Source organism: Nitrosomonas sp. Nm58 (genome assembly GCF_900107335.1).
In the GTDB taxonomy this organism is placed as follows: Bacteria; Pseudomonadota; Gammaproteobacteria; order Burkholderiales; family Nitrosomonadaceae; genus Nitrosomonas.
Window position 1 is genome coordinate 67,720 of record NZ_FNPQ01000006.1, and the last position, 23,098, is coordinate 90,817.

General features: G+C 43.3%; 19 protein-coding genes. 2 read left to right on the forward strand and 17 right to left on the reverse strand.

All coding sequences use genetic code 11. The annotated features are described in order from the left end of the window. Window positions 1-3: 3 nt before the first annotated feature. The 5 genes from BLW34_RS04155 to BLW34_RS04175 form a co-directional block, all read right to left on the reverse strand. Window positions 4-1,587: an acyl-CoA ligase (AMP-forming), exosortase A system-associated gene (locus BLW34_RS04155; RefSeq protein WP_090576010.1), complete on the reverse strand. Its 1,584-nt coding sequence runs from the start codon at window positions 1,585-1,587 to the stop codon at window positions 4-6. A 59-nt stretch (window positions 1,588-1,646) separates the two neighbouring features. After that, a complete protein-coding gene (prsR, locus tag BLW34_RS04160) occupies window positions 1,647-3,005 on the reverse strand; it encodes a PEP-CTERM-box response regulator transcription factor (RefSeq protein WP_090576012.1) in 1,359 nt (452 codons plus the stop codon). Between the two features lie 240 nt (window positions 3,006-3,245). Then, the gene (gene prsK / locus BLW34_RS04165) at window positions 3,246-5,327 is read right to left on the reverse strand and encodes an XrtA/PEP-CTERM system histidine kinase PrsK (RefSeq protein WP_090576016.1); all 2,082 of its coding nucleotides are present in this window, start codon (window positions 5,325-5,327) and stop codon (window positions 3,246-3,248) included. Window positions 5,328-5,347: 20 nt separating this feature from the next. Further along, window positions 5,348-6,745: a TIGR03013 family XrtA/PEP-CTERM system glycosyltransferase gene (locus tag BLW34_RS04170; RefSeq protein ID WP_256203573.1), complete on the reverse strand. Its 1,398-nt coding sequence runs from the start codon at window positions 6,743-6,745 to the stop codon at window positions 5,348-5,350. A 187-nt stretch (window positions 6,746-6,932) separates the two neighbouring features. Then, window positions 6,933-7,661, reverse strand: coding sequence for a S1 family peptidase (locus tag BLW34_RS04175; RefSeq protein WP_090576074.1), 729 nt, complete (start codon window positions 7,659-7,661; stop codon window positions 6,933-6,935). 428 nt (window positions 7,662-8,089) lie between these two features. Between BLW34_RS04175 and dapF the strand changes: the two genes are divergently transcribed. After that, window positions 8,090-8,926 (forward strand): diaminopimelate epimerase, encoded by an 837-nt coding sequence (gene dapF / locus BLW34_RS04185; RefSeq protein ID WP_090542605.1) that lies wholly within the window; start codon window positions 8,090-8,092, stop codon window positions 8,924-8,926. Between the two features lie 316 nt (window positions 8,927-9,242). Beyond that, window positions 9,243-10,946: an ABC transporter ATP-binding protein gene (locus BLW34_RS04190; RefSeq protein ID WP_090576022.1), complete on the forward strand. Its 1,704-nt coding sequence runs from the start codon at window positions 9,243-9,245 to the stop codon at window positions 10,944-10,946. A 70-nt stretch (window positions 10,947-11,016) separates the two neighbouring features. On the opposite strand, the gene BLW34_RS04195 is transcribed toward BLW34_RS04190, so the two are convergent. The 12 genes from BLW34_RS04195 to BLW34_RS04250 all read right to left on the reverse strand — a co-directional run bounded on the left by BLW34_RS04195 (window position 11,017) and on the right by BLW34_RS04250 (window position 22,865). After that, the gene (locus tag BLW34_RS04195) at window positions 11,017-12,270 is read right to left on the reverse strand and encodes a multifunctional CCA addition/repair protein (RefSeq protein WP_090542609.1); all 1,254 of its coding nucleotides are present in this window, start codon (window positions 12,268-12,270) and stop codon (window positions 11,017-11,019) included. Between the two features lie 10 nt (window positions 12,271-12,280). Continuing rightward, on the reverse strand, window positions 12,281-14,155 hold the full coding sequence (locus tag BLW34_RS04200) for a lytic transglycosylase domain-containing protein (RefSeq protein WP_256203574.1): 1,875 nt from the start codon (window positions 14,153-14,155) through the stop codon (window positions 12,281-12,283). A gap of 214 nt (window positions 14,156-14,369) precedes the next feature. Continuing rightward, the gene (gene gdhA / locus BLW34_RS04205; RefSeq protein ID WP_090542613.1) at window positions 14,370-15,713 is read right to left on the reverse strand and encodes an NADP-specific glutamate dehydrogenase; all 1,344 of its coding nucleotides are present in this window, start codon (window positions 15,711-15,713) and stop codon (window positions 14,370-14,372) included. Between the two features lie 803 nt (window positions 15,714-16,516). Further along, window positions 16,517-16,816: a DUF167 domain-containing protein gene (locus BLW34_RS04210; RefSeq protein WP_090576025.1), complete on the reverse strand. Its 300-nt coding sequence runs from the start codon at window positions 16,814-16,816 to the stop codon at window positions 16,517-16,519. Continuing rightward, window positions 16,816-17,388 carry a YggT family protein gene (locus BLW34_RS04215; protein WP_090576027.1) on the reverse strand — a complete coding sequence of 191 codons (573 nt, stop codon included), beginning with the start codon at window positions 17,386-17,388 and terminating at the stop codon, window positions 16,816-16,818. Before BLW34_RS04215 ends, BLW34_RS04210 begins: the two co-directional genes overlap by 1 nt. A 39-nt stretch (window positions 17,389-17,427) precedes the next feature. Then, the gene (proC, locus tag BLW34_RS04220) at window positions 17,428-18,240 is read right to left on the reverse strand and encodes a pyrroline-5-carboxylate reductase (protein ID WP_090576030.1); all 813 of its coding nucleotides are present in this window, start codon (window positions 18,238-18,240) and stop codon (window positions 17,428-17,430) included. A gap of 122 nt (window positions 18,241-18,362) precedes the next feature. Next, complete coding sequence (locus BLW34_RS04225; RefSeq protein ID WP_218120420.1) at window positions 18,363-18,578, reverse strand: DUF2905 domain-containing protein; 216 nt, start codon at window positions 18,576-18,578, stop codon at window positions 18,363-18,365. Window positions 18,579-18,649: 71 nt separating this feature from the next. Beyond that, window positions 18,650-19,465, reverse strand: coding sequence for a bifunctional DNA-formamidopyrimidine glycosylase/DNA-(apurinic or apyrimidinic site) lyase (gene mutM / locus BLW34_RS04230; RefSeq protein WP_090542623.1), 816 nt, complete (start codon window positions 19,463-19,465; stop codon window positions 18,650-18,652). Then, complete coding sequence (locus BLW34_RS04235; protein WP_090576033.1) at window positions 19,465-19,971, reverse strand: DUF4340 domain-containing protein; 507 nt, start codon at window positions 19,969-19,971, stop codon at window positions 19,465-19,467. The genes mutM and BLW34_RS04235 overlap by 1 nt, the downstream gene beginning before the upstream one ends. Window positions 19,972-19,975: 4 nt before the next feature. Next, entirely contained in the window at window positions 19,976-21,331 is a 1,356-nt protein-coding gene (locus BLW34_RS04240; protein WP_090542627.1) for a GldG family protein, read from the reverse strand. A gap of 36 nt (window positions 21,332-21,367) precedes the next feature. Next, the gene (locus BLW34_RS04245) at window positions 21,368-22,111 is read right to left on the reverse strand and encodes an ABC transporter permease (RefSeq protein ID WP_090542646.1); all 744 of its coding nucleotides are present in this window, start codon (window positions 22,109-22,111) and stop codon (window positions 21,368-21,370) included. Window positions 22,112-22,115: 4 nt separating this feature from the next. After that, entirely contained in the window at window positions 22,116-22,865 is a 750-nt protein-coding gene (locus tag BLW34_RS04250; RefSeq protein ID WP_256203576.1) for an ABC transporter ATP-binding protein, read from the reverse strand. Window positions 22,866-23,098 lie beyond the last annotated feature (233 nt).

The window sequence follows — 23,098 nt, forward strand, 5'->3', positions numbered from 1 at the left end:
CCGTCATGTTCCTATCGACATAAAAGTATGCTGAAGCTCCTGAGCTATACTTCTACGATCAATTTTGCCATTGGGAGTACGTGGCAAATGATCTTTCCGCAACGCTACCAGGCTCGGCACCATAAAAGCTGGAAGATGCCGCTTGCAGGCTAACAGTAACGCTTCAGAATCCAAATCTACTCCTCCAAGCGGTACCGCCACCACGATAATTGCCTGGCCTAAGGTGGGATGAGGCACACCTATCGCCGCTGCTTCCACAACACACTCTGTTGAGTAGATAATTTCTTCGATTTCAGTAGGACTGACCCGGTAACCCGAAGTTTTGATCATGTCATCGCGACGACCAACGAAGTATAAATAGCCCGCCTCATCCATACGTACCGTATCTCCTGACCATACAGCCATCTCTGGAATAGTCAATCCAGACCGGCGCGGGAGAGGTCTAAAACATTTTTTAGTCTTCTCAGCATCATTCCAGTATCCCATGGACACTAGCGGCCCACGATGCACCAATTCCCCGGGTTCACCTGGCGCACATTGTGAACCATCTTCACGTAACACTAATATTTCAACATTGGGTATAGCCTTGCCAATAGAGTCTGGGCGTCTATCTACTTCCTCAGGTGATAAAAAAGTCGAACGAAACGCTTCTGTCAAACCATACATTAGAAATATACTGGTATTTGGAAGCTTACGACGAAGCTGATCAAGTGTCGCCCGTGGCATTGCTCCTCCTGAATTAGTAATATAGCGAAGTGAGGCAGCCTTCTCCCACTTTAGCTGAGCAAGTTGAATCCATAAGGAAGGAACTGCAGCAAGACCGTTGATGCTTTCTCGTATTACTTCGTCGATGATATCGCGTGGTAATAAATAATTCATCAACACATTGGTTGCGCCAACATAAAAAGCCGTTGTTAGCTGACTCAATCCGTAATCAAAACTGAGCGGTAGTACTGATAAAATTCGATCATCCTGATTATTTTTTAGGTATTGGGAAACACTTTTTGCACCGGTTACCAGATTACGATGGGAAAGTACTACTCCTTTAGGCTTGCCTGTACTACCAGAAGTATACAAGATTGCAGCCATGTCACTATCAATACACCGATGGGCATGAATTGATCTTGCCATAGTCAGGGCCTCTTGCCAGAGGATCATATACACACCTGAAATCACTGGAAGATTTTCTGCTGACCCAACTACGATCACTACATGAAGATCATGACACTCCGGCAGAACTGGTATGAGCAAATTAAGTCGCTCAATTGAAGTCACCAATATCCTTACGTTACAATCTTTAAGAATATAAGCAACCTGCTCTGCTTTAAGTAACGGATTGATTGGCACAAAAACGCTTCCCGCCGCGGAAGCGCCAAACATGGCAATGACTACTTCAAATCGTTTCTCAAGATAAATAGCAAGACGTTCCCCCCGCCCTAATCCCAAAGCCAGCAGAGCACCTGCAGCAAGTTCAATTTCTCGTGCCAAGGCAGCATAATCCAATCTCTGCTGCTGGTATACAAGTCCCTCCGTATTAACACTACGATTCGCAGTGTTAAAAATCAATTCATGAAAAAGATGAGGCATTTCAGAATTTAAGGCGTAATGGATAACTTATCAAGTATCTTCAGATAACGCCACATTACTCATTTCAGACCGTGTCGATTCATTAGGTCATATAAAGTCGGCCGGCTGACACCGAGTAGCTCGGCTGCCTTTGCAACATTACCATCTACTTTTGCAAGCGCCCTAACCAAGGCCTTGCATTCTTCTCTTTCACGAACTTCACGTAAATTTATCGGCTCCATCAGGATTTGAGACTCCTGAAGCTCCAAATCATCCGCACTAATCTGTGGCCCTTCCGCCATAATAACAGCACGTTTTATACGATTTTCCATTTCACGAACATTACCTGGCCAATGGTGAGCCTCAATTGCAGTCAGCGCTTCCTGACTAAAACTCAATGAATGACGCCCCTCTTTTATGCAAAACTTGTTCTTGAAATGATGCGCCAGCAGCACTGCATCTCCTACTCGATTGCGCAAGGGAGGAATTCTAATGGAAATCTCACCTAAACGATAAAACAAGTCCTCACGAAAACGACTTTCGTCGATCAATTTCTTGAGATTCTGATGGGTTGCACAGACAACACGCACATCTACCGGAATCTCTTCTCGCCCTCCAATTCGCTCAATCACTCTCTCTTGGAGAAACCGAAGCAATTTTGCCTGTAATGATAGGGGTAGATCACCTACTTCATCAAGAAAAAAAGTCCCCCCCTGAGCCAGCTCAATTTTCCCCAGCGTCTGTTTAATAGCACCGGTAAAGGCGCCCTTCTCATAACCAAACAGCTCACTTTCCAGCAAAGTTTCAGGAATAGCAGCACAATTTATTGCGACAAACCGTCCTTCTTTCCGAACACTGAGCTCGTGCAGCGCTCTAGCCAAAACTTCTTTACCTGTACCGCTTTCACCAAGTAGCATAACGGTTACATTCGAGGTCGCAACCCTTTCAATGTTACGACACATTTTAATCATGTCCGGATCGCGCGTAATAATTCCAGAAATTGGAGAATCTAAGTGAGATAGTAGCAGACTGCGATTTTCTCGTTGCAAGCCATACAAATAAAAGGCTCTGTCAACAATTAAACTCAGCATTTTGGGATCATAAGGCTTTTGATGGAAATCATACGCACCTAATTCTATTGCCTTCAGGGCATTTACATGATTCTGATTACCTGTCAGAACAATTACTTTGGTGTCAGGCGCAAGCGCAAGAATCTGTTTCAGCGTGGCCAATCCTTCCGAAGCCCCATCTGGATCGGGTGGCAAACCAAGATCCATAGTTACGACCGCAGGCTCATGTCGACGGACTTGCGCAAGCGCGCTTTCGCGGTCTGTTGCCACGGATACATCGTAAGCATCAAAACTCCAGCGTAATTGTTTCTGCAAGCCCGGATCATCTTCGATCACAAGCAATTTTCTTCGACTATCACTTGCTTTCATTTTTTATATAGTGCCTCAACACATTAACAGAATTTGCATTAAGAATGCATAAAGCTAAGTTATTAAGTTATTAAGTTATATTGATATCTTACAAAATAAATTAGAATCCTACTCTGCACAGATTTTCAATAACACCCAAAAACAGTACGGATCATAACAAACTCTGTTTACAAGCAATTTATCAAAATAAGCAAGAAGCCCGACTAATTCTAGAAAAACAAGTTAGTTTTAAATATCAAACTAGCTTTCTGGGTGCTCTCGATAAAGTGGTAGCATAACTGAGAAAGTCGTTCCTACCAATTCTTGGCTATCAACAGCAAGCTGTCCTCCAAGCTCGTTAATATATTCTTTGCTCTCGAAAACACCGATGCCCATACCAGCTGCTTTAGTAGACTCAAAAGGCTTAAAAAGCTTTTTCTGAATAAATTGCTCGCTCATGCCATGCCCCGTATCTTCGATTTTTATTACAGCTGAATTATCTTTTCTTATGAGTCTAACCCAAACCTGCCCATTTTTAGGAGTAGCCTCAATTGCATTCTGAATCAGGTGGCCAAGCACTCTCTCTAGGCGAGAATAATCAGCTTCTACCATCAATCCGGAATCAGTAATTTCAAGCAGAGGCTTTGGTATATTAAAAGATTTTCTCTCTATAATTTGCTGTAACAATTGATCAAGGTAAAGAGTATTGGATTTTTCCGATTGATTTCCACTGCTTAATTTCTCAAGCAGCCGTTTCATTTTATTCACCGAAAAATTCACCGTTTCAATCATATCTTTCTGAAATTCAGGATTATCTTTATGCTTTTCAGCATTCGAAAGTAATAAAGATAATTGAAAAATCAGGTTTTTGATATCATGCACGACAAAAGTTGACATGCGATTGAAAGATTCAAACTGACGCGCGATTGAAAGCGCATTGGTAGCTTCGTATTGTGCCAAATAGCTCGCCACCTGAGTACCCGCAACCCTCAACAAATCCCTAACTTCCCAATTTAAATTGATAGCACTCCTGGGCTCAATCAATATAACAAATCCCAGCAATTCTCGATGCAAAACTAATGGCACAATCAACCGAGATTCTGGAATGTCAGATAACCAATCTGGCAGCACCAAAGCTGAATATTTTTTTGGATCTGCGTGATATTCTCGTAAATCGATAACCCATGCCTTTTCTTCCAGGAATTGACAAAATTTATTCTTAGCTTCGGTAATTTCTTTCTTTAGAGAAATGTTCCAACCCGCAATTGACTGATACCTTCCATTTTCCTGTCTAAACCACAGTCCACCTGCAGGACTTTCCACTAATTGAGCAAGCGCCTTAATCGCACGCGCCCTTAACTCGAGCTCACCCTCCGAAAGAGTTCGTGTAAAACGTAGCCATTCTTCACGATAATCATAGTTATAGCTATAAAAATGCTTACTAATAAACACCTTAAGCCAGGAACGAGTAGTGCCAGAAAACAATAGAATTATAAGAAGCAGTATCGCACCAGATAAAAAAGTCAACTGTAAAACTGTTCCCCAAGTCCCTCCGGAAAGCCTTAGGTAGTAGCCGACAGCTGCCATTACAAGCAAATATACGGCTGCACCAAATAAGGCAGATGAATAGAACAAAACATGCCGTGATAACGAAATACCTACTGACCACTTTGGGTTACGTGCAGCTGAGAGTGCTATCAAAGGAACAATCAAACTATTGACCCATCCTCGAGCAATCCATATATCAACATTTATTTTTCTGAACAACAGCGCATCACTTAATAAGTAAAAATCATATACAAAAATACTTCCCATTCCCAAGCAAATAAACTTTATTCCCCAGCGTTGCTCGGGTGACGTATTCCTATAATACTGTTCAACGAGAATCATGCCAATTACGGCCATTAGCACACCAGTAAAGAAATTGCTAAAAGAACCGGGCAGCTGACTATGTGGGGTAAATTCGATACTATTGCCACTATTAAGAAAAATAATAAATACGAAAAAAATAAGATAAAGTACTGCAATGGCTACTACGGATGGCCTCATTCTCAGGAGAGTAGAATCTTCTTTTCTCGGCTGAAAAGGACCCAGTAAAGTAATCAAAAATATGGACCAACCAGCATGCCGGAAAATTTCTAGGATTTCTATCAAGAAAACAGATGGATAGCCCCAGTATAATTGGCCTGCGATAGCTGCAGCCCAGAAAACAGAAACTAGACAAGCAATCGCCAACAGTAATCCATACAGGCGTCCGCGCCAACTCGTCAGTAAAAGAACAAATAAGAGAAAATAAGCCACAGCTGCTGTCACATAGCCAGCTGTAGCAATTGTCGACAACATATTAGAGTAATACCCGACTTTTACCTCCCGCCTTTACCAAAAAGAACAACACCCACGGTATCTATTAGAATGATGAGATCAAGAAATAAACTATGATTTTTTACATAATACAGATCATATTGCAGTTTCTCGATTGCATCCTCTACTGAAGAACCGTACGGATAGCGTACTTGCGCCCATCCAGTTATTCCAGGTTTAATACTATGCCGCACGTTGTAATAGGGCACCTTCTCAGTAAGCATATCGACGAAATAAGGTCTCTCAGGGCGAGGTCCCACAAAACTCATTTCTCCTTTGAGTACATTAATAATCTGAGGAAGCTCATCAATTCTCAATTTGCGGATAATCTTCCCAATCTTAGTGATGCGAGGATCGTCTGCTGCCGCCCATTGCGGCTGACCACCTTTTTCTGCATTATTTCGCATACTGCGAAACTTAATTACCTGGAAGATTTTCCCACCCTTTCCAATTCTTTCCTGCCGATAGAAAATAGGTCTACCGTCTTCAATTAAAATAAGAACCACTGCCAGCAACATGACTGGCAATGAAATAAGCAAGATCATTAAACTTGCGAGTAAATCAAAAATGCGCTTGACCGTAGTTCTAAAAAAGCTTTGATCAAAACCACCACCAAATACTAGCCAGCTTGGGTAAAACGAATCCATACGAATATGACCACGCTCACGCTCAAAGAAGGTAGCGATATCCGTTACCTTTATTCCATGCATCTTACATTCCAGCAATTCCTGAATGGGAAATCCCCCTCCTCGCCGCTCCTGGGTTGCAATGATTATCTCGCTAGCATCACACTGATTAACCAAAGATGCCAGTGAACCATGTTTTGGCAATACTACCGAAGCAGGCACGCGACGATCTTCCCCATAAAATGGAACAAAACCAACAATATTTAGATTACGTAAAATCGAGCTATCTTCTGCTATACTCAAAAGCTCCTCTGCTCCGCTTCCTGTTCCAAGCACTATGGCACGTGATCGAAAAACTTCCAGACCAGGCCATCGAAAAAAGATCATTCGAGTTATAAGAATTAACAATAATGCAAGCGATATCACTATTGCCAATAGGCCGCGGCCTAGATATAGCTCTGGAAATAGATAAAAAATCAGAGTCATAATCGCAAAACCTATTGCTAAAGATGGCATCAAACGCCACAATGTAGATTCAATATCCAGCTTTGAATCTAGCTGATACATACCCATCGCAGCTATACATGCAATCATTACCAAAGTAAAAACAATGGCTCCCGGTAACTGAGAAAAAAGCAAATCAATGAAGGATGTTTCCAAATAATGAAAACGAATACCAACACCCAGAAAAAAAATAATCATTAGCAAGCATATCTCAATGCTAATGAGTAATACCGTAAATCTAGAAATGTAATGGTTATAAACACGAATCAAAACACTTCTCCTCGTTAAGATTATTTAAGTAACAAAACTTCAATGTGCCTTAGCTCTCCCTGATTACCCAATATTACTTTAAATAAAAAATAGCTAATTACTGATAATATGGCTCGTTTATTGTTATTTTCTAATGTCTAACTGCACTAGTTCGAGGAAAATTACGCTGTATAAGTGACTCACTTTACTAAAGCTGCTTGCGTTTCAATAAATCCCGTATATAGCTACCAGGAATTGCATAGCTTATACCGCTTGGATTACTTAGTGCCGACTCTTTCTTTCCCTTGACAAACACCATATTCACAATACCATACACCTCTCCACTATCTGGATCATAAAGCGGACTGCCACTGCTACCAGGATAAGCCGTTCCATCAAGCTGAAATACTTCGAAGGCTGATTTCTGTAGTTGCCTGATCTTTCCAGCATCAAGCTGTTTAGTATTGTGAGCAGGTAATATAATTGGGGTAATCGAAGAGATCATAGTGCGATGCGTTACTGGATAAAAACCAAGTATCATACCTAGCGGAAATCCCGTAAAAGCAAGCGCTTGTCCCTCACGAATCTTTTCTGCATCGCCTAGCTTTAATGCGGGTAAAGATGTTCCATTGATCCGAAACACAGCCAGATCATGCTCTTTATCAAGAGCAGCTATTGTTGCGGTCCTAAGTTCGGGATTATTTCCCTTGCCTGTTAATACAACCAATGATTCGTTCCTTGCTGTATCCATTGAATCTGGAACAACATGAGCATTGGTAACAATGTACCGTCCGTCGTCAACAACAAAACCAGTCCCCAGAAAATTAACGGGTGGAGAGCGCATTTTCTGGAAAGTACCTACACCCACAATCGACGGCTTAATTTGTTCTATCGTCTGTACGAGATCAGCATTACAAGACTGGGACACGAATAACATTCCAATCCAAAAGAAAATATAACGTTTAAAAAAGAGAGAATCCCAAAAGATCTGCCATACTCTAGAGTTGAGATTAATATTCATTTATATATCCACTATAACTATAGGATCATTGCCAAGATACAAATCTATTAGCCCCTATAATCCCCCCAATGGAATCAAAGCAATTCCCAGACAGTGATAGAGAGATCAATTTGTTAACAGGAATAAATTAGTAGGTGGTACTGGAATCGAACCAATGACTTCTACCGTGTGAAGGTGATACTCTACCGCTGAGCTAACCGTCTTTATGTAAGCGGATTAAAACATATTACAATTATGGCGGTCAATGCACTTACTGTATAGAGTATACATAGGCTTAGACATTTAACTCCGAGCAGAGGATTAAGTCGCTAGAATTAATATCACGAACAATAGATAAACACTATATGAAGCTAAAGTTCACCAAAATGCATGGACTAGGTAATGATTTCGTGGTTATTGATGGTATCAGTCAATTGATTTCACTTACTCCTGAAAACATTCGCTGGTTGGCTGATCGCCATTTTGGAGTTGGTTGCGATCAGGTGTTAATAGTTGAAAAAGCGAGCGGTAATGCAGATTTCCGTTATCGGATTTTTAATGCCAATGGTAATGAAGTAGAACAGTGCGGGAACGGTGCGCGCTGCTTTGTACGCTTTGTACATGACCAAGGCTTAACTAAAAAGAAAGAAATTTGTGTTGAAACAGCAAGCGGCTTAATCTTCCCAAGACTGGAAGCAAACGGTAAAGTAACCGTCAATATGGGCATTCCTAGATTTGAACCCGCAGACATCCCCTTTGTGGCTGAAAAACGCGCTTTGACCTATCTGCTTGACGTTGACAATAAACAAATAGAGATTAGTGTTGTTTCCATGGGTAATCCTCATGCTGTTCAAATTGTAGCCAATGTAGATGATGCGCCGATATCAACCCAAGGGATTCAGATCGAATCACATGCACGCTTCCCACAACATGTCAATGTTGGTTACATGCAAATCATCGATCGACATCACATCCGATTACGCGTCTTTGAGCGCGATGCCGGAGAAACACTGGCCTGTGGAACAGGTGCCTGCGCTGCAGTGGTCACGGGCATTGAACGCGGTCTACTCGCATCTAAAGTTAAAGTCAGTACCCATGGCGGCGATTTATGGATACAGTGGGAAGGAAAAGATCAATCCGTCTTGATGACTGGACCCGTGAGTACTGTTTTTGAAGGAATTATCGAATTGCCATCGAACTAACATCGGAAAATACCTTTCCAGGAAGTCTTTGATAAAAGACTAGGGAAACCGAATTACTAATACAAAATAATGACGTAAAATGTGTACGATCTGCATGCACTAGCAAGAAAATTCTCATGGCTACTCTCCGGCTGGGTTACGGCTCAAATAAATATGAAGTACGAAGCGAGGTGTCCTGGTTTCTCACCAGTATTTCATGACAAATAAAGAAGTATCGTACGTTTAAGATTACTGATATATCTATTACACCTCCATTTACTCGCTTTACCAAAACCTCAGTCAACTTCAAAAATAGGTAAAACAAAGAAATCAGTCTATGCGCACATTACTTACCTATATTATGGTTTTCCCACGGCGCAGCGCATTCGTCTTGATTGCGTTATTATTAGCAGGGGTCGCCGAAGCACTTAGCCTGACAGCACTACTTCCGCTTCTTTCCGTAGCTGTAGGTGAGACAGATGAGTCCAGTATTGGGCGATTCATGGTTCAAACCCTACATCGCATCGGAATTGAACCTAGTATTGATATCATCTTGCTGATCATCGTTGGTGGCATGCTCATAAAAGGAGCCATTCTCCTTCTTACGAACAGACAAGTAGGGTATACCGTCGCTCATGTTGCAACTACTCTGCGCTTAAACCTCATTGAAGCATTACTTGCCAGTCGCTGGCAATATTTTCTGCGTCAACCAACTGGAGCGCTAGCTAATTCTGTTGCTACAGAAGCCTATCGTGCAGCAAACGGTTTTGAGCACAGTGTCAATGTGCTTGCTTTATCCGTCGAGGTCATCGTATATGTTATTGTTGCCGCATTCATTTCCTGGCAGGCAACCATTGGCTCTCTCTTTATTGGCATTGTCTTGTTTATCATACTGCATCGCCTAGTACGTGCGACTCGTCGGGCTGGTACAAAACAGACACACTTGCTGCGCCATTTATTGGGCTATTTATCCGATGTACTCAGTTCGGTAAAATCCTTAAAAGCAATGGCACGGGACAATGTGGCTGATGCCATTTTACATGATCAATCCTGGCAACTAGAAAAAGCCACTCGCAAAGAAGTCATCAGTAGGGCCGCTTTACTTGCGCTACAAGAACCCATACTCGCAACCCTGACAGCAAGCGGCTTATATCTCGCTTTAGTCGTTTGGAAACTTTCCCTACCTGAAGTAATGGTTATGGTTTTCTTGCTAACCCGGACCCTTGGTCTACTCAATAAAACACAACGTCGTTATCAACAACTCACAGTTCAGGAAAGCGCATATTGGGCACTACGAACAGCAGTAGAAGAAGCCCAGGCCGCAGCTGAAAGAACAACTGGTACTTTACAACCCTCCCTGCAACAGGGTATCAGCCTTCGTCATATAGCCTTTGATTATGATCGGAAGTCAATTTTCAAGGATCTCAATATTGATATTCCTGTCAAATCCTTTACAGCAGTAATCGGCTCTTCTGGGGTAGGCAAAAGCACTTTGCTTGACCTGCTATGTGGACTTGCTGAACCTAAATCTGGTGAAATTCTCATTGATGGTGTTGCATTACATAATATTGATTTACGACAATGGCGACATCTAATCGGGTATGTATCTCAGGATACCGTACTACTCCATGACACAATACTCAATAATGTGCTCGTGGGTGCACCTGCACTGAATTCCGCCGATGCGGAACGAGCATTACAACAGGCTGGCGCGTGGGATTTTGTCAGTACTTTTCCAGACGGGTTACAAACGATCGTTGGTGAGCGAGGAGGTATGCTTTCTGGCGGGCAACGTCAGCGCATCGCGATTGCTCGAGCACTGGCGCATCAGCCCCTCCTACTGTTACTAGATGAACCAACCAGCGCACTTGACCCGGAAAGTGAAAAAACAATTTGCGAAACGCTGCAAAAACTAACACGAGATTATACGATTATCGCGGTATCGCATCAACCTGCGGTTATTAATGCGGCTGATCGTGTTTTTATTCTTTCTAATGGGCAAGCAGAGCTATTAGCTGATGCGCAAACTAAGAATGTTTAATGGATATACAACTAAACTGGGGAGCCACAGCTGATTTATCTTTGTATTACTGAAATCCCCCTAAACCATATTACCCGACCATGGTTTCCAGGTTAGATAAAACATTCGTTATTTCGTTAATACGTGCCTCGCGTACCTTAGCATTGATCAGAACGGGTAAGTCTGCAAGATTGACATCACTGCGCTTGAGTTCTGCAGCAATGGCACCTGCATCAACACTTTTAGCTGCGCTAAATGCCTTGGTTAATCGTCCAAACTGCGGATAAGACTTATCAGCATAACCCGGGCGTCCATGAAAATCACACGCACAGGCATGGAGAAACGCTTCAAAGCGATTTGGTTTGCGATATGCATCCGTTGCCTGCAGCATATCAGCAATCGTTGCTGACCGTAGCTCCTCAGCACGATGCACATCACCATGGAAACGTGCAACAAGCAGCGCTAAATCACGCTCTTCCTTAGGAATTCTGATACGTTCACACAGATCTTTTACTAATGCAACGCTGCGCATTTCATGGCCAATATGCCGCGGCCACTCGTCTGGAGGTGTTGTTCCCTTGCCAAGATCGTGAGTAAGCGTAGCAAAGCGAACAGTCAACGAATACTGACGTGTTGCTGCATAATCAATAGCCATCATGATATGTACCCCGGTATCGACCTCTGGATGAGACTGCACTGGCTGGGGAACACCGAATAGCGCATCAACCTCAGGAATGATGCGCGACAACGCACTGCATTCACGCAGGGCATAAAACATCCGTGAGGGATGATGTTCCATCAATCCACGTGCAATTTCCTGCCATACCCGCTCTGGGACGAGTGCTTCAGTTTCTCCGTTATGCACCATTTCCCTCATCAAATCCAGCGTCTCAGGGGCAATATGAAAACCCAAGCGTGCAGTGAAGCGCGCAACACGCAGCACCCTAACGGGATCTTCGACAAAAGCCGGACTGATATGACGCAACACGCCCGCTTCAAGGTCAGCGATCCCATTAAATGGATCGATAATATTTCCATTTTGGTCCTTGGCCATTGCATTAATCGTCAGGTCACGCCTAGCTAAATCTTCCTGTAATGTCACCTCAGGGGAGGCATAGACTTCGAATCCCTTGTATCCACGTGAAATTTTGCGTTCAGTGCGCGCCAAAGCATATTGCTCTTGTGTTTGAGGATGAAGGAAGACCGGAAAATCCTTACCGACAGGGCGAAAACCAAGCCGCACCATTTCTTCCGGTTTAGAGCCAACAACGACATAATCATGATCTTTGACCGGCAGTCCCAGCAATTCATCACGTACTGAACCACCTACTCGATAAATTTTCATGAAAAAATAATTACTGCTTTGGGGAAACGGTCCCTAGGCGTTGCGTTAATGTAAGCTTATGCGGGTGACCAAAATTATTCGCATAATATATCGAATTGTTCAACACTACTTTGACATAATCACGCGTTTCATTGAAAGGAATAGTTTCCGCATAAATAGCCCCTTCTAGCGGCCTTATATCATCTCGCCACTGTTTTGCCCTGCCCGGCCCAGCGTTATAGGCAGCTGCAGCTAATAGCGGCTGATTATCAAATAAAGTCAATACATGCTTTAAATAATAAACCCCTAATCGGAGATTGGTATTAATATCGGTAACGAGATGATTGTGAAAATTCTGCATACCCAATTTTTCTGCAACCCATTTTGCAGTAGCGGGCATTAATTGCATTAAGCCCATGGCGCCAGCACTCGATTTAATATCAGCAATAAAGCGGCTTTCCTGGCGGATCAATCCATACACAAATGCTTCATCGAGCTCATGATATCTCAATACTTCCCGCATCTGGTCACGGTATGGCGCCAGGTAGCGCAAATTGAAATTATGTTGTGATACCGTTTGGATAGCCGTATTGATCGCTCGATCATATAAACCATGGCGATAGGCCACCTCTGCTGCAGCCAACAATTGCGCATCACTAAATTTACGCATTGTCCAAACCCATTCACGATTCGCCTCCACACGCAGATTAAGCTGGTACAGGGTAAGTGCCCGCTGAATTCCTGGCACTTGCTGCATCGTTCTGATTTCATCCAAACTGGATTGATAGTTGGCAGCTGGAACACTCAGCATAACTCCCAACTCTTCTTTTGCCATCTGTCCATAATAGCTGTGCTCGTGACTCAGCGGTGCAAGAATTTCATTAGCCGCGGCTAGCTCGCCTTTTGTTTTTAACGCTCGCGCCTTCCAGTAGCGCCATACGTCAGCTTGCTGCATCGCAGCCGACATGCTATCTATACATTGCAAAACGAGATCCCATTTTCCCTCTCGAAGTGCAATTCGTGCTTTCCAGGTAAGTTTAGCTTCGGTAAGTGGATAGACCTGTTTGCTATTTGCAGCCTCTAGAAACCAGCCAAGCGCCCGAGAATCTTGTTTAAGGGCTGCCCGATACGCCAGACTACTCATAAAGTAGGACTGATCATATTCTGAGAACTGTTTGCGTATTTTATACCAGCGGGCATAGGCCTGATTGATCCCGCTGCGCAGTAGCTGCGATAAAGCGAACATTGCAATCTCACGATCATGCCGAGATCTAAAGTCATTCTGGTATTTCTCCAGATAACGTTGCGGATCCTTTGCAGCCTCTTTGAGCTTCTGCGCATTAAGCGCTTGGTTGGCTGGCAAATAGCGACTAACATGCAGTGCTACACTTGCGTTCCCTGCCTCAAGCGCGAGTCTAATTCGAGACCAGATATCTTCCGTCGATATTCGTCCCGTCGTAACCAGTATATTGAATACTGGAGTACAACTATCAGCCATATCACGCTCAGTAAACCAAAGTAATCGCGCTTCATTCGGCGTTTCTCTATCTCCCGCAGCCAGGCGCTGCTGCAGGGAATAACATATGAGTCCCTCATCTTTATTGCTCAACTTTGGATATTCTTCGGCAAACAACGCCCATTGCTGCTTTCTTCCAAGAATTCTTAACCAGTCCCCTCGCAACTTATCTGCAACAAGACTCTCCTGGCGGCGCGCGAGAAATTCCCTAATTGTGCCGATATCAATCGTTTCCAGATATAAACGCAATTGATAATATTCAGCATACGGTGCAAGCACATGATTTTGCAGATGCTTGGCGTAAAATGCCACGCGTGCAGCATCCCCCACCCTGAATGCCTCCCGCATCGCCAAAAAATCTTCCCCTTGACCGGCTGCAAGCGATTTCATGTAACAGATCAGGAATAAACCAATTAAAAATTTTCTCATGCCAGAATTATTAGCTTTTGAATTCAAAATACGCAAGAGTAAGAATCATTCGAAATCACAGACTCTTATCGGTTAAATCTAGGTTATCGCGACACCTCGTTGCGATAACCCATCAACTAGAAGCAACAAAGCTTTATTATTACTAGAATGATCAAGTTATTAGTATCTCAATTCCTCAAATTACCCCTTGAGCCAACATTGCATCCGCCACTTTCACGAAACCAGCTACATTAGCGCCATCAACATAATTGATACGACCATCTTCCTGCTCGCCATATTGCAAGCATGCTTGGTGAATAGCCCTCATAATTTCCTGTAAACGCGCATCAACTTCCTCGTGTGTCCAGAAAAGCCGCATTGCTTGTTGACTCATTTCCAGGCCAGAGGTAGCCACCCCCCCCGCATTACTCGCTTTACCCGGTGCAAACAAAACTTTGGCATGCTCGAAACGCTTCACAGCACCAGCTGTACAAGGCATATTTGCGCCTTCTGCCACACAAATTACACCATTTTTAATCAAAAATGCCGCATCGTCTTCACTGATCTCATTCTGGGTTGCGCACGGTAACGCAACATCTACAGGCGCATGCCATGGTTTTTCTCCTGGAATAAACTTGGCTCCTATTCTCTCAGCATAATCACTTACACGACCATAAAGGCGATTTTTTACTTCTGACAACATAGCGAGCTTTTCAGGTGTGAACCCTGCCTCATCAATTACCGTGCCACTCGAATCTGAAACAGTCACTACTTTTGCCCCAAAGGCCATTGCTTTTTCTATTGCATATTGCGCAACATTACCCGATCCTGACACGGCAACACGTAAGCCATCCAATGATTGCCCAACATGCCTAAGCATTTCATCAACAAAATAGACCGTACCATAACCCGTAGCTTCCGGACGTATCAATGATCCCCCAAAACTGATCCCTTTACCGGTAAACACACAATCTGAACGATTAGTCAATTTTTTGACCATACCCGCCATGTAACCGACTTCCCGGCCACCCACACCAATATCGCCTGCAGGCACATCCGTATCAGCACCAATGTGACGAAATAACTCACTCACAAAAGCTTGGCAGAAACGCATGATTTCATTAGGACTTCTCCCTTTAGGATCAAAATCTGAGCCTCCTTTACCGCCTCCCATGGGTAAAGTTGTCAAAGCGTTCTTGAACGTTTGCTCAAATGCTAAAAACTTGAGAATGGAGAGATTAACTGAAGGATGAAAACGAATACCTCCCTTATATGGGCCAATCGCTGAATTATGTTGTATACGATAACCACGATTGACTTTTACTTCACCGCTATCATCGACCCAGGCAACCCGAAATATAATTATGCGTTCTGGTTCGACGATTCTATCTAGCAAGCCATGCTCGGCATAGCGTAGATTACTGGTGATAAACGGCCACAAACTCTCAATAACCTCAGTAACAGCTTGCATATATTCTGGCTGACCGGGGTTACGTTCAGAAACATAATTTCTGAACTCCTCAATACTCTTGTACTTCATCCTCTATATTCTCCTCTAAAATTAAATGAATGGCCGTTTTACCACGGTACATTCTGCCATCAATCCAAATATTTCACTGAATTTTCATTTATTTGATTACAGATCTTTTTATTCATTAAGAAAAGGATACGCTATTTGTTTACTAGTAAAACACAAACTAACCATTCAATAATATAAATGGCATACAAGCAAGTTTTTTATTAGCCATAAAATGCTAAAAAAGAATTGATTGGTGGAAAGTTTTTGTAGAGAAAAAGTACAGGATGCAGGCTCATAAGATATCGATTCTTTGCGCAAGGAACTCTTTCAATCTGTTACTGTGCCAACATTTCCAGGGGAAGCTGAGCAGTTTGCACACCGTAACCAAGTGCTGCACTGGTCTAGTAATAAGCATTATCCAGATTCATTCTTAATCAATTGCGGGGTACCACTATCACGTCCTACTGATACCGATCAGCCATTTTATCGGGGTCATCGTTCCATCTGTAAATATTTTAGGTGCAGCAAAACTGGCTTTCTTAGTTACACTTATCCATTGTAGTCAACTACATAACGTGAATTCAACGTAAGAAAAGCTGTAAAAGGAATCGGAATTTCTTATGATGAAACGATTTTGGGAAAGCATGGGACATCAAGTATACCGATTGCCGCTAACAAGTTTAGCCATTGATAAAGACTTTTGAGAAGTATCGCATCGGATTAAACATATCCACCCCAGGGAAACAATCACAAGGCAAGCGGATCAATGCACTACGCCATCCGGCAAAGTAGGCTAATATAAGCCAACACAAATCCAATCTACTCTACTCTAAACAATCATCTGCAAGAAGTACTTGCGGCCCCACAGTGGGCTGATAAATTTCGACTATCTTGTAGCGGGACTGCGCTCCCTGCTTGAGTGATACCTGCCGTAATGGTACTTGGAAACGTTCAGCAAGAAACTTTAATAGCGCTTTATTAGCTTTACCTTCAATAGGTGGAGCGGAAAGTTTTATTTTAAGTGCATTACCATGCAATCCGACCGATGCGGTATGCTTTGCCCCGGGCTGAATGTAAAGTGTCAAAATGAGACTGTGATTACCATCGCTTCGATACCAACTCATCAGAACATGACTGAAATTTCCTGTTGCACGCCCGCTACTACCATTAATAGCAATTGCACCACAATAATGGCGAACAAAGGTGACAAATCGACATTGGCGATGGGAGGGATACGACGTTGGAAGACCCCTAGAACCGGCCGGGTAAAACTATCCAGTATCGGTGCTAATGGACTATAAGGATTAATCCAGGAGAGTATCGCTTGTACAATAATCATGATCATAATAATGTACAAAGTCATTCTAATAAGCTCAATTAATGCCAGCAACCCAAATCCAATGAATGTGCTTCCAGCGGATGAATCAAACTCATAACCCTGCAAAATGTTCACTCCAGCCAGGATAATAAACTGAGTAAACCAGGCTAGCGCTAATGTGGCAAGATCAAAACCCTTCCAACTAGGAATTACCCGACGCACAGGCAGCACGATAAAATTGGTGATGGCAACCAGAAACTTTGATAATGGATTATAGTAAGAGGCGCGTAACAATTGCATATAGAAACGTAGCAGTAACGCAAGGGAAAGCAGGCCAAGCACGGTATCTATAAGAAATACTAATATTTGACTGGACATTTTTTACTCTCTGAAGATTTTGACACTTGAAGTTAAAGGCTATTTGCTACCTAATTCATCACCCATTTGTTGAGCACGCTTGAAAGCCACATGAATTGCACGCACAATTGCATTTTTAATGTCATCCTGATCCATCTTTTGTAGCGCCCGCTCGGTCGTCCCTCCTTTCGAAGTTACCCGGGACCGTAAGATAACGACATCTTCCTCACTCTGATTTGCTAGTTGCACTGCGCCCAAGAAAGTTTGCAAAGTCAGTTGCCTCGCCTGCTCCATGCTCAAACCCAATTCCACACCAGCCTGCTGCATTGCCTCAATAAAATAAAAAACATAGGCAGGACCACTACCCGAGATAGCAGTCACGGCATCTAATAGCGCTTCCTGCTCTACCCACAACACTGACCCTACCGCACTAAGAATATTGGTAACATTTTCCTTCTGTTGAATCGCGACCGCAGGTAGCGCATATAGACCCGTGACTCCGGCACGAATCAAGGAAGGGGTGTTGGGCATGGCACGTACAATACAACTATAACCACCCAGCCAGCGAGACAAATCGAGCGTGCGAATGCCAGCTGCAATAGAAATAACCAATTGACTAGTGAGTAAAGGAGCGAGTTGTTCTGCTACAGTAAAAAGCTGCTGCGGCTTAACTGCCAGGAGGATAATATCGCAACCGGCAACCCCCTTCTCAAGCTCGGTAGCAGTTGCCACTCCGAATCGATGTTTGATTTTGTCACGGCTTTCAGGGCTTATTTCTACAACACGTATTTGTGTTACAGGATAGTCTTGCTGCAACAGTCCACCAATTAAGGCGCTAGCCATATTGCCTCCGCCAACAAACGTAATGCTCATATTATTCCCATACTCCGTGTTTTTCTAAGCGAGTAACCACTTCGCGCTAGATAACTTTAATAAATCAGCCCCAATGAGACTCTCTGACTACACATTGTTTTGCTCACCCTAAGCAACCCGACTTATCGTTTGAATATGTTTATGATTATTGTGAGCACAATGCTCACAATAATCATAGAGGTAATGGGTATAAAAACCCTTCCCCGCTCTGATTCTATCCTGATATCACCAGGTAATTTGCCAAACCAACTTAATAGCCAAGGAGCCAAATGCATTATTGCACCCAGAATAAGCAAGATTGCACCAGCAATCATGATCCACCGTGCCATAAAATCCATACTCTACAATAATGTTTGCATCAAAAAGGTTGAAGTGCCTCGCCATCAACCTTTACAGTTAACCACCAAACTCACTTCTGACATTTTGGGCAATAAAAACTTGAACGCTGCCCTTGCTTAATTTGTTCAATCAAGCTGCCACATATTCGACATGGCTGGTTTATCCGGCCATACACCCAATATTGTTGCTGGAAATATCCCGGATTACCATCGCACTTAACAAAATCCCGTAAACTGCTGCCACCTGCTCCAATCGCTGCCTTAAGGACTGTCTTGATGGAGCAGGCCAGTCTCTCATACCGATTCAGACCAATTTTACCGGCCAATGTTCTAGGATGTATCCCAGCACGAAATAATGCCTCATTAGCATAGATATTACCTATACCCACTACAATCTGATTACTCATAAGCACTTGCTTAACGCTGACGATCCGATGCCGCGTCTTCTCATACAAGCTCTTCCCATCAAAGGATGAACACAGCGGCTCATCTCCGAGCTGCGCCAGTAATGGATGTCGCATAACATCTCCTGTACTCCACAGAATTGCCCCAAAACGACGGGGATCTCTGAAACGCAGTATTACACCATTGGCAAGTTCCAGGTCAAAATGATCGTGTTTCTGTGCTGGTACTGGAACAGACACTAGACGCAAGCTGCCAGACATGCCTAAATGCACAATCAATGTTCCTTTGCTGCAAATGAACAGGAGATATTTTGCACGCCGCGCTATCGAGACTATTTCCTGCCCTGCCAGCGTCTCATCAAGATTGCTTGGAATCGGCCAGCGCAAACGTGAATTTCTAACAGTAACGTGCACAACACGCTGATTTAATAAATATGGTTCAAGGCCTTGTCGCGTAACTTCGACTTCGGGTAACTCGGGCATTATTCAACAAAGACCGTTTGATCATTAGAACTTAAGAGATCGGTAGGCAACGCCGACAGCGTAGCAGCGTAGCGTGGTGAAACCAGAAATACCTGTTGCCTAGTTGCCATATATTGCTCGTTGGTGATGGGTGCGAAGTTACCAAAATCAAATGACTCTTGATCGACTTGCAGTCTAATAACAGGTGAGGCCAGACCGTAGCGATCTAGATTCTCTAATGGCAAAAGATGCTGGCTTGTCGCAGATAGAATTTCCAGAATGGGCTCAACATTTACTTCGTTCACTTTACCCTGTACAGGTTTTTTCATGTACCAGCGATTATTAGACCGACTTAATTCAATCGAGGTGTCTTGCCTATCGATACGGATATGCTGCACTGATTCCGCCGAAAGCGACGAAATTTTATACGCCGCTTCTTCCTGTAATGAAGGTTTGATATAGAGAAACGCTGCAAGCACAACAGCTGTGGCAAACATAATCAGATTAAGCCAGGAATGGGAATGCATACCTTTACCTTCTCCTTCGACGCCACCAAATGATTAGTCCGCTCATTAGGAACAGCAAGGGAAGCGCAATGAGGAAGCCAATTACGATCGCAGTTAATGCAGATTCGCTCAATATTAGTTGACTATCAATGGTTGCACGAGGCTGAATGGTGATCAAATCCTCATCACCCGCAAGCCAGTTAATCAGATTAATTCCAAAATCGATATTGCCGCCATTTCCAAGATAGGTATTGGCAAGAAAATGTCCATTCCCGACAACAACGATACGCTGCTCACGATCATCAATAGTACGATCGAGTGCTACTGCTACGCTAACCGGACCCGCCATATCGTTAGCTTCATCAAAAGTGGCCTCATCATTCAACTTACTGACCTCCACCCAGCCCTGCGGTGCTACTTCAACCAACGAAACACCATGCCACTCCTCATTTTCATTAAAAATAATTTGTCGTACAAATGGAAATACGGTAATAAAATCAAAATTCTCGGTAATAGCATGCTGTCCATAAATCGTTCCCAATGCAAATGTGACAGGCGATCTCAACCGCTTAGCCTGCGGATCAACCACTACACCGGGCGTGAAAGTCAAGCCCAATTTTTCGGCTAGCGGCAACAAGCCATACAAAGATTCCTGATCTACCAACCACAGCAAATTGCCGCCGTGCTCAATATAATCGAGTAGCTTATCTACCTCACCAGCCAACAAATCAGTTTGCGGAGAGGCGATGATGAGCACACTTGTATTGGATGGGATCTCCTGTGTACTGGCAAGATTCAGAGCTTCACCTTTAAAGCCGGCTTCTGTTAATTTTCTGCCAAACTCTCCCATATCACGATTGGCAATACCATCAAGCTTACGTTCGCCATGACCAGAAAGCATCATCAATTGTTTTTGATCAGATCGTACCAATCGCATCAATGCGTTGGTAAACGTTTGCTCATTAATAGTCGTGAGATGCTCGGCTCGGTCATTAAAGGTCATCACCATCTCACCGTTCATTCTAACGTCGGCTTCTTGTGCAAGGTTAGGCTGCTCAACTGGATCAATAAAGTTGAGCACAAGATCAGGCTTAATTCGCTGGTAGACAGCCACAAACTCACTGATGATTTTTCTGATATCGCCTAGCTGGGCATCCTGCGTAGTGGCATAAACTGTAACACTTACCGGACCATCTAATTTTTGTAATACATCGCGACTTGCTTCACTCAAGCTATTATGACCATTTTGACTAATATCCCATTGAGTACGAAACTCTATCGCCAGATAACCCAGCATACCCACCAATATCAAGAGTAGTACCACAAATAGTCCATTCTGCAGCAGCAGATGCAGTCGCAATTTTTTATTAACCGTAATCATCTAGATCATTCACTCAAAATCATTGGCAAATCAAATTCACCCATGAAGCCGTTCTCCATCCAGTCGACGAACCGTCAATATCAGAAAAGTAACGATAAAAAGGGTGAAAAAAGCAAAGCTAAATGAATCAATCAAACCACGATTGAAGTTTTCGTAATGCCTGAGCAATGAAAAATTCTGTATAACGCCGCTCACATCACTTACAACGATATCTGCTATCCATAAAGCTAGTAATATGCCTAACGTCCCTAGCGCAGCAATCGCTGGATGAGAAGTCAAACTAGAAATATAGAGTCCAATAGAAACAAAACAGGCAGCCAGCAATAATAAGCCGATAGCATTACTCACGAGTAAGCCCAAATCCATTGCTCCCCCGACGAGTAGAGAAAGCGACAACACTACGGCAAGTAACGTTGCTAATAAAAAGAAAACCATTAACCCTAGAAACTTACCCAGCACGATGGCCGTCATTGAAATTGGCGCAGAGATTAACAAAGCCATGGTATGGTTACGCCACTCTTCTGCCATGAGGCGCATAGTCAATAAAGGTGTTGTCATCAGCAATACTATTGATGCCACCGCAAATACCGGCACGATGATCACTTCTGTCGCGCCAGGTGGATTGGCAATCTGCATGAGCTGCGCTTGCAGTTCTAAAAAGGCATCGAGACGCCCCAAAAAAACCCAGGTTAATATTAATTGGATCAGCGCGAGAAAGGTCCAGGCTAGGGGCGAGACAAACAATAACTTCAATTCTTTCCTGGCAATAGTCAAAATCATCTTATTAATTTCCAGTATTTGCATTCTTCAGGGTCAATTGTTCAAAAATTCGCTCCAGGCTGAGGCCTTTCTGTTTAAGCTCAGTTAGCGCAGCACTAAACACCATAACGCCTTGATTCATGATTTGCACACGATCGCATACACTTTCGACTTCCGGGAGAATATGGGTAGAAAGAATGACACTACAGGATTTACCAAGCTCTCGAATTAGAGTACGAATTTCTCGTATCTGATTAGGATCCAATCCCACAGAAGGCTCATCAAGAATGATAATCTCAGGTTGATGAATGATCGCTTGCGCAACGCCTACACGTTGTTGATAACCCTTGGACAGCGCACTGATCAGACGCTGCCCAATATCACTCAGCCCGCAGCGTTGTTTGACTTCGGTCAACACAAAATCGATTCTAGACAAATCGACATTGTGCAATCTGGCAGCAAATCGGAGATATTCGTCCACTGTTAGTTCTTTATACAACGGTGGATTCTCAGGCAAATAACCAATATAGCGCTTGGCCTTACGAGGATTTTTAAGTAAATCGATACCACAAATTTGCACACTGCCACTCGTTGGTGCCAAGTTACCCGTTAGCATTTGCATGGTCGTACTTTTTCCCGCACCATTGGGACCCAGCAAACCCAACACCTCACCTCGCTTTAATTCCAGATCGACTCTGCGCACGGCAATATGGTTACCAAATCTACGGCTCAAGTTATGAGCAGAAATAGTCACATTGGGAATGGAATCATTCACGAGCGTACTCATTTTCAAAATTAATCGACTATTAAATTAGGCGTTCTCACTCCACCGAGTAGCAGAATTAGGTTTACCAATATTTCTTTCTTGATTGTTCCGAATCAAGCAAAACACTTTATGGATATTTCAACGCAATGGAATACTAGACGAGTTGCTCTCATCTATTTTCTCGAGTACCGAACTCTAAGTTTAGTATATCCCGCTAAATCATTGCCTGAGATAATACCAGT